Origin of the sequence: Lactobacillus intestinalis (assembly GCF_024397795.1) — a bacterium.
GTDB classification, from domain to species: domain Bacteria; phylum Bacillota; class Bacilli; order Lactobacillales; family Lactobacillaceae; genus Lactobacillus; species Lactobacillus intestinalis.
Genome location: NZ_CP072983.1, coordinates 717578 through 732195 on the forward strand (window position 1 = coordinate 717578; position 14618 = coordinate 732195).

The 14618-nt window shown below is 36.1% G+C and carries 9 protein-coding genes and 2 pseudogenes; all 11 read left to right on the plus strand.

The genetic code is table 11. The features are described 5' to 3' along the window. The first annotated feature begins 4 nt into the window (after positions 1-4). Complete coding sequence (plsX, locus tag KBW87_RS03295) at positions 5-1015, plus strand: phosphate acyltransferase PlsX (protein ID WP_057810070.1); 1011 nt, start codon at positions 5-7, stop codon at positions 1013-1015. A 2-nt stretch (positions 1016-1017) separates the two neighbouring features. Continuing rightward, entirely contained in the window at positions 1018-1260 is a 243-nt protein-coding gene (acpP, locus tag KBW87_RS03300) for an acyl carrier protein (RefSeq protein WP_057810072.1), read from the plus strand. 119 nt (positions 1261-1379) lie between these two features. Then, positions 1380-2414 (plus strand): ABC transporter ATP-binding protein, encoded by a 1035-nt coding sequence (locus KBW87_RS03305; RefSeq protein WP_004046476.1) that lies wholly within the window; start codon positions 1380-1382, stop codon positions 2412-2414. A gap of 3 nt (positions 2415-2417) precedes the next feature. After that, positions 2418-3404: pseudogene (locus KBW87_RS03310) on the plus strand (ATP-binding cassette domain-containing protein). Between the two features lie 2 nt (positions 3405-3406). Beyond that, positions 3407-4366, plus strand: a complete 960-nt coding sequence (opp4B, locus tag KBW87_RS03315) for an oligopeptide ABC transporter permease (protein WP_004046472.1) — start codon at positions 3407-3409, stop codon at positions 4364-4366. A 13-nt stretch (positions 4367-4379) separates the two neighbouring features. Beyond that, positions 4380-5303 carry an ABC transporter permease gene (locus KBW87_RS03320; protein WP_057810074.1) on the plus strand — a complete coding sequence of 308 codons (924 nt, stop codon included), beginning with the start codon at positions 4380-4382 and terminating at the stop codon, positions 5301-5303. A 190-nt stretch (positions 5304-5493) separates the two neighbouring features. Beyond that, positions 5494-7260, plus strand: a complete 1767-nt coding sequence (locus KBW87_RS03325; protein WP_057810076.1) for an oligopeptide ABC transporter substrate-binding protein — start codon at positions 5494-5496, stop codon at positions 7258-7260. A 233-nt stretch (positions 7261-7493) separates the two neighbouring features. Further along, positions 7494-8735: pseudogene (locus KBW87_RS03330) on the plus strand (RNA-guided endonuclease TnpB family protein). Positions 8736-9014: 279 nt separating this feature from the next. Beyond that, complete coding sequence (rnc, locus tag KBW87_RS03335) at positions 9015-9701, plus strand: ribonuclease III (RefSeq protein WP_057810506.1); 687 nt, start codon at positions 9015-9017, stop codon at positions 9699-9701. A gap of 11 nt (positions 9702-9712) precedes the next feature. Continuing rightward, complete coding sequence (gene smc, locus KBW87_RS03340) at positions 9713-13276, plus strand: chromosome segregation protein SMC (protein ID WP_057810510.1); 3564 nt, start codon at positions 9713-9715, stop codon at positions 13274-13276. Then, positions 13277-14590, plus strand: a complete 1314-nt coding sequence (gene ftsY, locus KBW87_RS03345) for a signal recognition particle-docking protein FtsY (protein WP_083478876.1) — start codon at positions 13277-13279, stop codon at positions 14588-14590. It begins immediately after the preceding gene. Positions 14591-14618: the final 28 nt, after the last annotated feature.

Sequence of the window (14618 nt, forward strand, 5' to 3'; positions counted from 1 at the left end):
TATTATGAAAAAAATTGCGATTGATGCAATGGGTGGAGAAAATGCACCTAAAGCAATAATTGATGGTGTTTTAAAAGTAAAATCAGAATTACCTGATACTAGGTTTATTTTATTTGGCGATAAAGAAGAAATTCGCAAGCTCCTCCCTAAAGATCAGATTAATGATCAATTGGAAGTAGTACCTACTACAGAAGTAATCAATGATGAAGATGAGCCAGTAAGAGCAATTCGTCGCAAAAAAGATTCTTCAATGGTTGTTGCAGCTAATTATGTTAAAGAAGGAAAAGCCGATGCTTTGTTTTCTTTAGGTAATACAGGAGCACTTCTTGCGTGTGGAATTTTCATTATTGGTAGAATTAAAGGAATTGCACGTCCAGGATTAATGCCAACTTTACCTGCTCAAAATTCTGATCGTGGATATAATATTATTGATGTTGGAGCAAATGCTAAATCTAAACCCGAATATATTTTAGAATGGGCTCAAATGGCAAGCTATTATGCTAAAAAGATTCGTGGTGTTGAAAATCCAAAAGTTGCACTTTTAAATAATGGTGCTGAAGATGATAAAGGTGATGAACTTCATCAGGAAGCTTATAAATTACTCAAAGAGAGTGATTTAAATTTCATCGGTAATATTGAAGGTAACGAATTAATGACAGGAAAGGCGGATGTGGTAGCTACTGACGGTTTTTCTGGTAACATTGCTTTAAAGAGTATCGAAGGAATGTCGAGTGTTTTGCTTCACTCTTTAAAAGATAGTTTACTTAACAACGGTCTAATGACAAAGGTTGGCGCTTTGTTAATTAAAAATGCTGTTTCAGATTTACGGTCTAAATATGATACAGCTAAGCATGGGGGAGCAGTTTTAATGGGAGTCAATGCTCCTGTAGTCAAAACCCATGGTCGTTCTAACGAAAGACCAATTTATTACACTCTTAAGCAAATTGATAAAATATTAGATGAAAAGTTAATTGATGAATTTAAGCAAAACTTTTCTAATAAAAAGGAGAATTAAATATGACAGAAGAAGAAATTTTTAACAAAATTAGTGCAATGATTGCTGATAACTTTGATATTGATCAAGACAAGATTACTAAAGACACTGATTTTACTAATGATTTAGATGCGGATTCTATCGATTTAGTTGAATTTATTTTACAACTTGAAGATGAATTTGGCGCAGAAATTCCTGATGAAGAAGCCGAAAAAATAAAAACTGTAGGTGATGCAGTTGCTTATGTTAAGACTCATCAAGGCTAGTTTTTAATAAAAAAAGACCGGTCCTCCATTTGCATGGGGCCGGTTTTGTGTTTATAATTAGAAATTAAATTAAGAAAGTTTAAAACACTTTAATATTTTGAAAAATGGAGGAATGGCTTTTGGAGAAGCAGAGCGATCTCTTATTAGATATACAGCACTTGCATACTGCATATCGTTTGCAAGGGAAATTTTATGATGCTGCAGATGATGTCAATCTGACTCTAAAGCGCGACGAGATTTTAGCCATTGTAGGTGAATCTGGCTGTGGTAAGAGTACGATTGCTTCAAGTATTATTGGTTTATATGACCATAAGAATACTAAAGTCACTGGCGATATTTTATATAATGAATTGAATTTAGTGGGTTTAAATGAATCTTTGTTTAATAAGATTCGTGGAGATAAGATTGGAATGATCTTCCAGGATCCGTTAGCTAGTTTAAATCCATTAATGCGTGTAGGAGACCAGGTTGCAGAAACTTTGTATTATCACACGGATATGAATGAAAAACAACGTAAGGCCCGAGTAATTGAATTGTTTAATCAGGTAGGGATGCCTCGTCCTGAAGAAATGTACGAGATGTATCCACATGAATTATCTGGAGGGTTGCGCCAGCGTGTAGTAATCGCTATGGCAATTGCATGTAAGCCAGAAGTAATTATTGCAGATGAGCCAACAACTGCATTAGATGTAACTATTCAAGCTCAAATTTTGGATTTGTTGCAACAAATCCAAAAGCAATCCCATTCAGGTATTATTTTGATTACTCACGATTTGGGGGTTGTAGCAGAAACAGCTGATGAAGTTGCCGTTATGTATGCTGGTCAAATCGTTGAAAAGGCCGATGTAAAAACAATTTTTAAAAATCCATTGCATCCTTATACCAGATCATTGCTGAATTCTATGCCTCAAAGTGATGATGATTCTGAAGATTTGCACGTAATTCACGGTACAGTTCCATCTTTAAAGAATATGCCTCGTGAAGGGGATCGATTTGCTGCTAGAATTCCGTGGATTCCAGCGAGTGCGCATGAGAAAGATCCAAAAATTCACGAAGTAGCTCCGGGTCACTGGGTAAGATGTACTTGTTGGAAAACGTTCCACTTTGAAGATGACAAAGACAAGAAAACAGTCAATGCAGCAAGTGGGGAGTAGTTTATGGCTAAAGAAATAATACAAATTAAAGATTTAAAGGTCTATTATCCAATTCGGTCGGGATTTTGGAATAGGGTAACTGATTATGTTCGAGCAGTTGATGGAATTAATTTCTCAATTGGCGAAGGTGAAACCTATGGCTTAATTGGTGAATCTGGATCAGGTAAATCTACTACCGGTAAGGCAATTGTTGGGGTTGAAAAAGTATCTGGCGGTTAAATTATCTATAAAGATATGGATATCACTAAACCAGCTAACAGAAGACACCTTAACTATAATAAAGATGTTCAGATGATTTTCCAGGATTCAATGTCTAGTTTGAATCCTCGAAAGAGAATTGAAGACATTATTGCTGAACCAATTCGGAATTTTGAAAATTTAACTACTGATCAAGAACGTGACCGTGTTCAAGATTTGCTTGATATTGTAGGGATGCCGAGTGATGCAATTTATAAATATCCACATGAATTTTCTGGTGGGCAACGTCAAAGAATTGGGGTAGCGCGTGCAGTTGCTACTAATCCAAAATTAATTGTGGCTGATGAACCAACTAGTGCATTAGATTTATCTGTTCAAGCTCAAGTATTAAACTTTATGAAGCATATTCAGCAAGAATATAATATTGCATATTTGTTTATTTCTCATGATTTGGGTGTAGTTAAGCATATGTCTGAAAACTTAGCTATTATGCACCGGGGACGTTTAGTCGAACTTGGAAGTAGAGAAGAAATTTATAAGCACCCAATTCATATTTATACTAAACGGCTTCTTTCAGCTATTCCGGAAGTTAATGTTGATCATCGCGCTGAGCATAAAGCTCACCGTGAAGCAGTTGAAAAAGAGTTTGAAGAAAATCAAAGTAAATGGTATGACAAAGATGGCCGTGTATTTCCATTAAAGCAAATTGCACCAAAACACTGGGTAGCTATCCCTGAGAGTGAAGTACAAGAAGCGAAGTTAGAAGAACGAGAAGAAAAGGAGAGTGATTAAACATGTGGAAAACGATTTTACGGCGTTTGTTGATCATGATCCCTCAATTGATTATTTTGAGTATCTTGGTTTTCTTACTAGCTAAAATGATGCCAGGGGATCCATTTAGTGGATCAATTAACCCTAATACGGACCCTAAGCAAATTGCCGCTTTAAGACAAGCCGCAGGTTTAAATGACCCTGTATGGGTTCAGTATTGTCGATGGATTGGAAATTTGTTCCATGGCGATTTGGGGCAAAGTTATATTCAGCACGTACCAGTAACTTCATTGATTGCTGACCGTGCAGTTAATACTTTCTGGCTATCACTTTTGACCACCATCTTAACTTATGCAATTGCGATTCCTTTAGGAATTACAGCAGGTCGTCACCAAGATCAATGGCAAGATCAAGCAGTTCAAATTTTTAACTACATTACTTTTGCTACTCCTGGATTTGTATTCTACATTTTAGGTTTGTGGTTGTTTGGTTTTACTTTAGGTTGGTTCCCAATTTCAGGTTCCGTTTCAGCTAGTGCGACTGGCTTTTGGGGAGTACTGTGGAGTAGGTTAGATCATATGATTTTACCAGCTATCTTGTATGCTTTGATTACGACGACTGCCACAGTTCAATACTTGAGAACTGGAATTGTTGATAACAAGGTTGAAGATTACGTAAGAACTGCTCGTAGTAAAGGGGTTCCAGAAAATGTGGTCTTCCATAAACATATTTTAAGAAACTCACTTTTACCAATCGCTGCCTTCTTTGGTAATACAATTACTGGGCTTCTTAGTGGTTCAATGATTATTGAAACAGTATTTAGTTACCCAGGAATGGGGAAACTTTTCCTAGATTCTATTGGTCAACGTGATTACACGACGTTGACTGCACTTATTTTGATTTTTGGTATTTTAACCTTAATTGGTAACTTGTTATCCGATATCATTATGAGTATTATCGACCCACGTATTAGAATTCAGTAAGGAGGTAGAGACAATGGCTGAGAAAGAAAACAAGAAAAATGAAACAGTAAAAAATGAAAAGCCAAAGGCTTCTCTTCCACCTTCTGGATTCAAGGTAGTAATGCGAGAAGTATTCCATGATAAAGTTGCTTTTACTGCCTTTATCATTATTGTATTAATTTTGATCTTTACTTTTGGTGGATCGCTATTTTTAAATAAGTCACAAATTACAGAAATTAATATTGCAGATGCTTACTATGGTTGGGGTGAAGCAGGTCACCTCTTAGGAACTGACGATGGTGGACGTGATATTCTGAAATTATTAATCATGGGTGGACGTAACTCTATCTTGATTGGTGTTTCTGTTACTGTTATCACTGAAGTCATTGGTTTAGTAGTAGGACTTGTATCTGGTTACTACGGTGGTGGGATTGATTCAATTATCATGAGAATTGTGGACTTCGTTCAGATTTTGCCACAATTCCCAATCATTATTGTTTTAACTACGGTTATTCCTAACTATAATGCTGTAACTTTAGTTTGGCTGATGTCAATGTTCTACTGGACGACAACTGCTCGTTACTACAGATCCTTTGTTTTATCACAACGTGATCGTGATTATGTTTTGGCTTCAAAGACTTCAGGATCAAGTGATTTACAAATCATGTTCCGTGAAGTTTTACCAAACATTACTTCAATGATTATTATTGATGTTGTTTTAACTGTTGCAGGTAATATTGGGATTGAAACTTCATTATCCTTCTTAGGATATGGGTTACCGACTACTACCCCATCCCTTGGTACATTGATTGGATTTGCTAATGACCCTGTAAACGTTGTTAACCGTCCATGGTTATGGCTTCCAGCTACAGTACTTTTGTTAGTAATTTCATTAAGTATTAACTATGTCGGACGTGCTTTGCAACGCGCTGGGGATGCAAGACAACGTGAAAATTAAATATTTTGAGAAAGAGCTGTTATTCTTTGGAATAATGGCTTTTTACTTGTATGAAAATAACATAAATATTAAAAATGCTCTCATAAAGCAGTTGCATTTTTAATAATTAGTGTTAAGATTTAATCATTAACTTGATTTCAGAACATAAAAAACATAGTTTGTTCCAAAAAAATATTGGGGGAATAAAAACATGAAAAAATCTAAATTATTAGGCTCAGTTGGTGTAGTAACTGCTGCAGCTTTAGCTTTAGTTGCTTGTGGTAAGAGTGGCAACGATAATTCTGGTGCTAATGACGCTAAGAAGTTTCCAGCAGCAACTCCTAAGAAGGCTGCCAAGCAAGGTGGAACTGTAAACGTTGCCCTTGAATCTGATACACCATTTACTGGTATTTTCTCAGATGAACTTCAAACTGTTTCTAGTGACTCAGCAGCAGCTGCACCTGGTAACGAATCACTTTTTGATACTGATGATCATTACAAGATTAATAATAAAGGTGCCGCTACTATGAAGCTCGACCGTGCTAATAAGACCGTTACTATCACGGTTAAAAAAGGTGTTAAGTGGGCTGATGGTAAACAAGTAAATGCTAAAGACTTGGAATATCCATATGAAATTTTAGCCAACAAGAAGACACAAGCTCAAAGATACAGTAGCCAACTTGAAGAAATTGAAGGTATGAAAGAATACCACGAAGGCAAAGCTAACAAGATTTCGGGTATTGAAATGCCAGATGGTGAAAATGGTAGAACTATTGTCATTCACTTCAAAGAAATGAAGCCAGGTATGTACTATAGTGGTAACGGCTACTTCCGGGAAGCTGCTGCTCCATACCACTACTTGAAGGATATTCCATTTAACAAACTTCAATCATCTGATCAAATCAGAAAACGCCCATTAACTTTTGGTCCATTTAAAGTTTCTAAGATCGTTCGTGGTCAATCAGTAACCTATGTACCAAATAAATATTACTGGCGTGGTAAACCAAAGCTAAACAAGGTTACAGTTCAAGTTGTTTCACCGAATTCAGCTTCACAAGCGATTAAGAGCCATAAATTTGATATTGCACAAGTTATAAATTCACAATGGAATCAAGTAAAAGATACTAAGAGTGTTAACTTCGTAGCTCAAATTCCGTTATCATATAATTACTTGGCCTTTAAGGTTGGTAAATGGGATGCCAAGAAAGGTGTAAACGTAATGGACAAGAGTTCTAAGATGAACAATAAGTCCTTACGTCAAGCTATTGCTTATGGTATGAATGTTGCAGCTGTTGATAAGCGTTATACTCAAGGTTTAAGTTTCCCAGTTAAGACTTTAATTCCAGCTCAATTTGGTGACTATCACGACAGTAGCGTGAAAGGTTATAGCTACAACTTAAAGAAAGCTAACCAAATTTTGGATAAGGCTAGCTACAAGAAGAAAGGTAAGTGGCGTGTCCAACCTAACGGTAAGCCTCTTAAGATTAAGCTTCTTGCTATGAGTGGTAACTCAACTCAAGAACCAATTATTCAAAATTACATCCAACAATGGCATAAGTTAGGCTTAAATGTCTCCTTAACTGGTGGTCGTTTGACTGAAGCTAACTCATTCTACGACAAGGTTCAAAATGATGATCCATCAGTAGATATGTTCTTAGCTGGTTGGAACTTGGCTTCTGAACCATCACAAGCAAGCATGTACGGTGAAACTTCTCCAATGAACTACAGCCGTTTCGTAACCAGCAAGAATAACAAGTTACTTGATGAAATGGATTCACAAAAGTCATTTAACCACAAGTATCGTGTTGACAAGTTCCATGAATGGCAACAATACATGAATGATGAAGCTTATGTTGTTCCAACAAGTAATGCGTACACTGTTACTGCAGTGAACAATAAGATTACCGGCTTCTCAACTAAGCCATCACAAAACAACAACGGTCACCAATTATGGTACCAAGTTGGTTATGCTAAGTAATTCTTATATATAAAACTTTCTTAATAATAAAGATAGATATTCTAAGTGAATATCTATTTTTTGTTAGGCAAAAATAAATTTCATTGATTTCTCCTTCTAGGCTGATTAAGCAAGGATACCCCGGATTTTAATCCGGGGAGGAAGTGCACTTTCAGCCTTTTTATATTTTGTCTTTTTCTCTTCTAATTTCTATGATATAATCATTTTCAAACGCTTGTTTGGAGGTGAATAATTTGGATCAGGCAGTAACGATTAAAGCCAAGCTCCTTAATATTGATGATCAAACTACACACGCTTTTATAAAAACCATGACTGCATACAGAGATGCCTGCAACTTCGTCTCACAGTATGTTTTTGACCATGATTTTGAGTTTCGATTTTCTCAGCTAAATCAAGCCCTTTATCATGATTTGAGAGACTTGTTTGGGCTCAAAAGTCAAATGGCTCAATCGGTTATCAGAAATGTTGTTGCCCGCTATAAAACAATCAAAACCCAATTGAAGCAAACACCGTTTCGCTATAATACTGGGGAAAAAGATGCGCAGGGCCATGCTATCTGGTCGCAGATTCCGCGTGATCTCACTTAGCTTTGGCGTCCAGTTAAGTTTAAGCGTCTTCAGCTTGATCTTCAGCGCAATCGCGACTGGTCTTATTTAAATACAAGCAGCCAGCTTTCTTTGAATACCTTAATGGGGAGAAAGAAAGTTGATTTTGTCTGCAAAAATTTCGATCAGTATCTTGATGCTAGCCGTTGGAAGTTTGGCTCAATTAAGCTGCTTCAGTTCAAAAATAATTGGTATATCCACCTTAGTGCGACCACGTCCTTTTCTGAATATGAATTAAAGCAAACCCAGCACATCGTTGGGATTGATCGCGGCCTGCGCTTTTTGGCTGCCTGCTATGACGAACAGGGCCAGACTCTGCTTTGCAGCGGACAAAAAGTATTGTGCACCAGGCGCAAATATAAGAAACTCCGTGCTCAGCTTCAAGCCAAAGGCACTAAGTCTGCCAAGCGAAGACTTAAAAAGATCGGTCAGCGAGAGAACCGTTTTATGAGCGATGTTAATCATCGTCTCACCAAGACACTCGTTAACCATTACGGTCCTAATACTATCTTTGCTTTAGAAGATTTAGTCAACGTCCGCTTTGTGACTGAGAAAGCTGCCAAAAAGCGTCGCTATGAAATGGTTTCTTGGACTTTTTACCAGTTTGAGCAGTTTTTAGCTTACAAGGCTAATTTGAATTCTTCAACTGTTGTTAAAGTTTCTCCAAGATTTACCAGCCAGCGCTGTCCTAAGTGCGGAAGGATCCGCAAGGAGAACCGGAATCATGAGCTGCATCTCTACATTTGTGATAAGTGTGGCTACAAATCCAATGACGATCGCTTAGCCGCCATGAATATCCAGTTCTTGGGCGAACAGTACCATAAAGGTGTTAAAATACCTAAATTTACTAAATTAAGATCTGCCGAGTAAACTTGGCAGGTAAACGGGTATCGTCAACTACCCGACGATGCAGCCTCGGAGGCGGAAGTCGCAAGACGCTATAACCGCTATCTAGTAAAAATAGATGAGAGCTGCAAACCCTAGAATTTATTCTAGGGTAGTTGATGCTAGGATAATTGCAAAAGTACATGTATGTAAAATAACAATTTTAAAGGGCATACTTCAATTATTTAGGAAGTAGCCCTTTTTGCTGGCCTTTTATAGGGGGAAAACTGGTATAATTTTAAGTGATGAAAGGGCAAAGAGATTATGGTAAGTACTAAATTTATAAATCAATTAAATCAAAAATATGGAATTAGGTTTCATAATGAAAAATTATTAGAAGAAGCTTTTACGCATTCTTCTTATGCAAATGAGCATCCCAACGATGGTATTCGTGATTATGAAAAGTTGGAATTTCTTGGGGATGCTGTCTTAGAACTTGCAGTATCTGATTATTTATACCGCCATTTTCCTAAATTAAATGAAGGGGAATTGACCCGTTTAAGATCGAATGTTGTAAGAACTGAAGGCTTTTCGGAATTTGCAATTGAATGTGGTTTTCAAAATGAGATTAACCTAGGTCGCGGAGAAGAAAAAGCCGGTGCTCGAAATCGTAAAACTTTACTAGAAGACGTTTTTGAAGCATTTAATGGAGCTCTTTTTTTAGATCAAGGAATGGACGGAGTTCAAAAATTTTTAAAGAAAACCGTCTATCCTTTGATCGATAAAGGGGAGTTTACTGATTCACGAGATTATAAGACGGATTTGCAGGAATTTTTACAACAAAATGGTCCTGTAAAGATTGAGTATCAAGTAATTAGTGAGTCTCAAATGCCATCTCATTTTGTAGTTGAATTAAAAATTAACGATAAAGTTCAATCAACTGGTGAAGGTCACAATAAAAAAGCGGCAGAACAACAAGCAGCAAAAGCGGCACTACAAAAGCTTGAATAGGGGGACGACGTGTGCCATTAACAGAATTAATTATTGATGGTTTTAAATCATTCGCTGATAAAACAACTATTCATTTTGATCAAGGAATAACTGGAATTGTTGGGCCAAATGGTAGCGGTAAAAGTAATATCACGGAGGCTATCAGATGGGCAATGGGGGAATCAAGAGCTAAAAGTCTACGTGGAAGTAGCATGAAAGATGTTATTTTTGCAGGAAGTGAGTTACGTAAGCCACTTAATCGGGCAGAAGTAACTTTAGTTTTTGATAATCATAATCATGAGTTGAAATTTGATAATGAAAAAGTTGCAGTTACTAGAAGAATTTTACATTCTGGTGATAGTGACTATTTGATTAATAATCAATCTGTGCGATTAAAAGATATTAGAACACTCTTTTTAGATTCTGGAATCTCACAAAATAGTTTAGCTATTATCTCGCAAGGAAGAGTAGATCAAATTTTGAATTCACGTCCTGAAGAACGTAGGATCATTTTTGAAGAAGCTGCGGGAGTTTTGCATTTTAAAGAACAAAAAGAGATTGCTCAAAATGAATTAGTTAAGACTAATGATAACTTGATTCGAATCAATGACATTGTTAAAGAACTTGAAAAGCGAATTGAACCTCTTCATGAGCAAAGTTCTCTAGCCAAAGAATATAAATTTCAGAAAAAACAACTCGATCAAAAATTGAAGACCTTATTAGCTTTTGAAATTGAAACTTTAAATAAAAAGAGAAAACAGATTCAATCAAAAGCTGATAAAAATCAAGTTTTACTTGAACGTTTAGATAGTGAATTTGCAGATTCTCAAGAAGCTGTTGCTTCTAAAAAAGAAGAATATCAGCTTCTTAATGAAAAGCGGGAACAGACGCAAAACGAGTTGCTGAAAATTACTAATCAAGTTTCAAAATTAAATGCTGATTTACAGATTTCTGAGCAATCTAAGCAATATGATGAAGCTACTAAAAATGAATACCAAACTCAACTTAAAGATTTAGAAGTTCAGATTAAGACACTTACAGCTGAATTAGCAAGGCTTGATGAGGAAAAAGATAATTTAACTGCTTCTCAATCAAAATTAAAAGAAAAAAGAAATGATTTAGTTGCTCAGCTACATGATGATCCTAATGAGCTTGATCAAAAGTTAGAAGAAATGCGCAATAGCTATATTCAGCTTTTACAAGATCAAACAACTAATAATAACCAATTAGTGTATTTAAAAGCTGAACTCAAAAAAGCTACTAATGATCAGTCTTCTCAAGATAGCGCAGTCACTAAACAATATGAAGAAGCTAATAAACAATTAGCTAAATTAAAAGAGACTGGTCAAAAATTAAACACTCAAAAGAATGAAACTGAAAGTCAATTAACTTCACTAAAGAAGAGACATGCAGATCTAGAAGAACAAATTACTACCTTGCGTCAATTGGTTAATAATGAACGTAATGATCTTCAGAAAATTAATGCACGTTATGAGGCACTTTCTAGCATTCAAAAGCGTCATGAGGGCTACTATCTTGGAGTTAGAAGTGTTTTAAACCACGTAGATAACTACCCGGGTGTAATTGGTGTAATTGGCGAATTATTAACTTTTTCTTCAAATCTTGAGGCGGCGATTACTACAGCTTTAGGAAGTGGAGTTCAGAATCTAGTTACCGATACGCGAATTAGTGCGCGAAATGCTATTAACCAGCTCAAGCATGCTCATGCTGGTCGAGCAACGTTTTTACCTTTAGATGGTTTGCGTCAGCATTCAATACCTTCATCAACAGTTACAATTTTAAAATCATTTGATGGTTTTAAAGGAATAGCTAGTGAGTTGGTAGAAAGTAAAACAGATGTAGATATTACAGCTGCAATTAACTATTTGCTGGGTAGTGTGATTGTGGTAGATAATATTGATACGGCATTGGCAATTTCTAAGCGAGTTAATCGTTACCGCATTGTCACCTTGGATGGGGATGTGATTTCTCCAGGAGGATCAATGACGGGAGGGATGCGCAACCAACAAAATAATTCTCCGCTTCAAACAATAACTGAAATTAATAAACTTGAAGAACAAATTGCGAAGATTAAAAAGCAATTTGCAAGTGATAATCATAGTTTGCAAGACTTGCTGGAAGATGAACTTGCTTTACAAAAAGAAATTGATAAACATAATAAACGGCTTCAAAATTTAAGTCAAAAATTAAATGAAGCGGCTATTTCTTATCAAAATGAGGAAAAAGAAGTTAAACGTCTTGCAGATGCAAATGCTTTATTTGATATAAAAAGTAAAGAACGTGCACAATCAATTAAAAAGCTAGAGCAAGATATTGAATTAGCTGAAAATAAGCGTGAAAGTCTTACACTCGATGGTAAAAAACAAGAAAATGCAATTGCAGAATTAAGAACAAGAATTAAAAATTTCTCTGTTTTGAATAAAGAAGTTCAAGCTAAGATTTCTGAGTTTGATCCTGAAATTGCGGTATTTTCTAATAAGCTAGAAAACTTGCTTGCTCAACAAGAAGATAAGTCTTTGCAATTGCAAAATAGTAAAGATCAGCTGCAGAATTTAACTAAGAAATTAGCAGCTTTAGGACAAGATCGAGAACTTTCTTTGAAAAAGCGAAAAGACTTACAAGGTCAGTTAGAAAGCTTGTCCGAACAAAAGGAAGATTTACAAAAAACTTTACAAGACATTTCATCAAAACTTGGGCAGATTAATGCTCAAATTAATCAATTAGATCAAGTTGCAAGTCGAAATTATGATTTACGTAAAAATGCGGCTGTAGAACAAGAAGAATTTTCAGTTAAACTCGCTAAGCTAAATACAGAAATTGATCAACGTTTAGAAACTTTAAGTACCGATTATTCAATGACTTATGAAGCTGCGATTAATCAAGCTGATGTTGAAAACACGGAAAAAATTCGCAACGAACTAAAAAAGAGCGTTAAATTACATAGGATGTCGATTGCGGATATTGGACCTGTTAACTTAGATTCAATTGAAGAATATAATGAGGTCAAAGAGCGTTATGATTTCTTAAGTGGTCAGCAAGATGACCTATTAAAGGCGCGAGAAGACTTAAAGAACTCAATGACCGAACTTGATGATGAAGTAAAGACGCGCTTTAGTGAAACCTTTACTAAGGTAGCAGATGGATTTACTAAGATTTTCCCTGTAGTATTTGGTGGGGGAAATGCCAAATTAGTTTTAACAGATCCAGATGACATGTTAAAAACTGGGGTCGAAATTATTGCGCAGCCACCTGGTAAAAAACTTCAACGCTTAAGTCTTTTGTCGGGGGGAGAACGGGCTTTAACAGCTATTACATTATTGTTTGCCATGCTTCAGATTAATCCAGTTCCATTTTGTGTATTGGATGAAGTAGAAGCAGCTTTAGATGACGCAAATGTAACGCGTTTTGCTCAATTTTTACAAAAGTACGATATGCATACTCAGTTCATTGTAATTACTCACCGTCGTGGCACTATGCAGCAAGCGGACCAATTGTATGGAGTGGTAATGCAAGAATCAGGAGTATCACAAGTATTGTCAGTATCGTTAAAAGAAATTAAAGATGAGGTGAATTAATTGGGTTTATTTGATCGAATTAAGAAGTCACTTTTTGGTGATAAAGAAAAAGAAGAAGTTAAGTCTGAGGAAACTACTGAAGAACAAGAAACTGCTTCAGAAAATCAAGAAGATTCGGAAAAAGTAGAGGATCAAACTTCTGAAGAGACTCAAGAAGCTACCGAGAGTGGGTCTGACGGAGAAACAGAAGAATCAGCACCGGCTGCTAAGAAAAAAGAGGAAGAAGAGTCTCAATTAAATGATGAGGTTTCCGTTGAAACTCCAATTCAAGAAGATGAAGAATCCCAAACTTCTATTGATAACGAGGTAGAAGAAAGTACCGAAAATTCAGATGAGCCTGAAGATGAAAGTATTGCAGCTGATGATTCTGAGGAAGAAAATGATGATGCTCAACTTTATGAAAAGGGTCTAGAAAAAACTAATAAAGGATTTGGTGCACGTTTAAATGCTTTCTTTGCTCAATTTAGAACTGTTGATGAGGACTTTTTCGATGATTTGGAAGAACTACTCATCGAATCTGATGTTGGTTATGAAACTGCTGAAGAATTAACAGAGCAATTACGCGATGAGGCTAAGTTACAAAAGGCCAAGTCTCATGAAGATTTAAAGCGAGTAATTGTTGAAAAATTGGTTGATCTTTATGACCAAAATGGTAATTCTGAAGATGAAAAATTAATTTACAATCCTGATAATAAGCCAAATGTTTATCTTTTTGTAGGAGTAAATGGTGCTGGAAAAACTACTACTATTGGAAAATTAGCTAAAAGATTTAAGGATGAAGGGAAATCAGTCATCTTGGCCGCTGCCGATACTTTTAGAGCGGGTGCGGTTGAACAATTGGTTGAATGGGGTAAGCGTGTAGAGGTGCCTGTAGTAGTTGGTAAAGAAAAGGCAGATCCGGCTTCTGTGGTTTATGACGCTACTGAAAAAGCGATTAAAGAAAAGGCCGATTACTTATTAGTTGATACGGCTGGACGTCTTCAAAACAAGAAGAACTTAATGAGCGAGCTGGAAAAGATTCAACGGACTATTAAGAAATTGTTGCCAGATCAACCTACAGAAACCTTATTGGTTCTAGACGGTTCAACTGGACAAAATGCTTTGCTTCAAGCTAAGGACTTTGATAAAACTACTAAGTTGACAGGATTGGTTCTAACTAAATTAGATGGCTCATCTAAAGGTGGAGTTGTTTTAGCAATTAGAAATGAAATGAACTTACCAGTTAAATTAGTGGGATTAGGGGAAAAACCAGAAGATTTAGCTGATTTTGATGCAGCTAATTACGCGATTGGACTTTTCCATGGATTAGTTTAAAATTATAGATAACTAATAATTTTAAGGA

What these genes read in the sequence shown, in the direction of transcription:
- opp4B (WP_004046472.1), top strand. Translation starts at nt 3,407, where the DNA reads ATGTGGAAAACGATTTTACGGCGTTTGTTGATCATGATCCCTCAATTG.
- KBW87_RS03320 (WP_057810074.1), top strand. Translation starts at nt 4,380, where the DNA reads ATGGCTGAGAAAGAAAACAAGAAAAATGAAACAGTAAAAAATGAAAAG.
- KBW87_RS03325 (WP_057810076.1), top strand. Translation starts at nt 5,494, where the DNA reads ATGAAAAAATCTAAATTATTAGGCTCAGTTGGTGTAGTAACTGCTGCA.
- acpP (WP_057810072.1), top strand. Translation starts at nt 1,018, where the DNA reads ATGACAGAAGAAGAAATTTTTAACAAAATTAGTGCAATGATTGCTGAT.
- rnc (WP_057810506.1), top strand. Translation starts at nt 9,015, where the DNA reads ATGGTAAGTACTAAATTTATAAATCAATTAAATCAAAAATATGGAATT.
- plsX (WP_057810070.1), top strand. Translation starts at nt 5, where the DNA reads ATGAAAAAAATTGCGATTGATGCAATGGGTGGAGAAAATGCACCTAAA.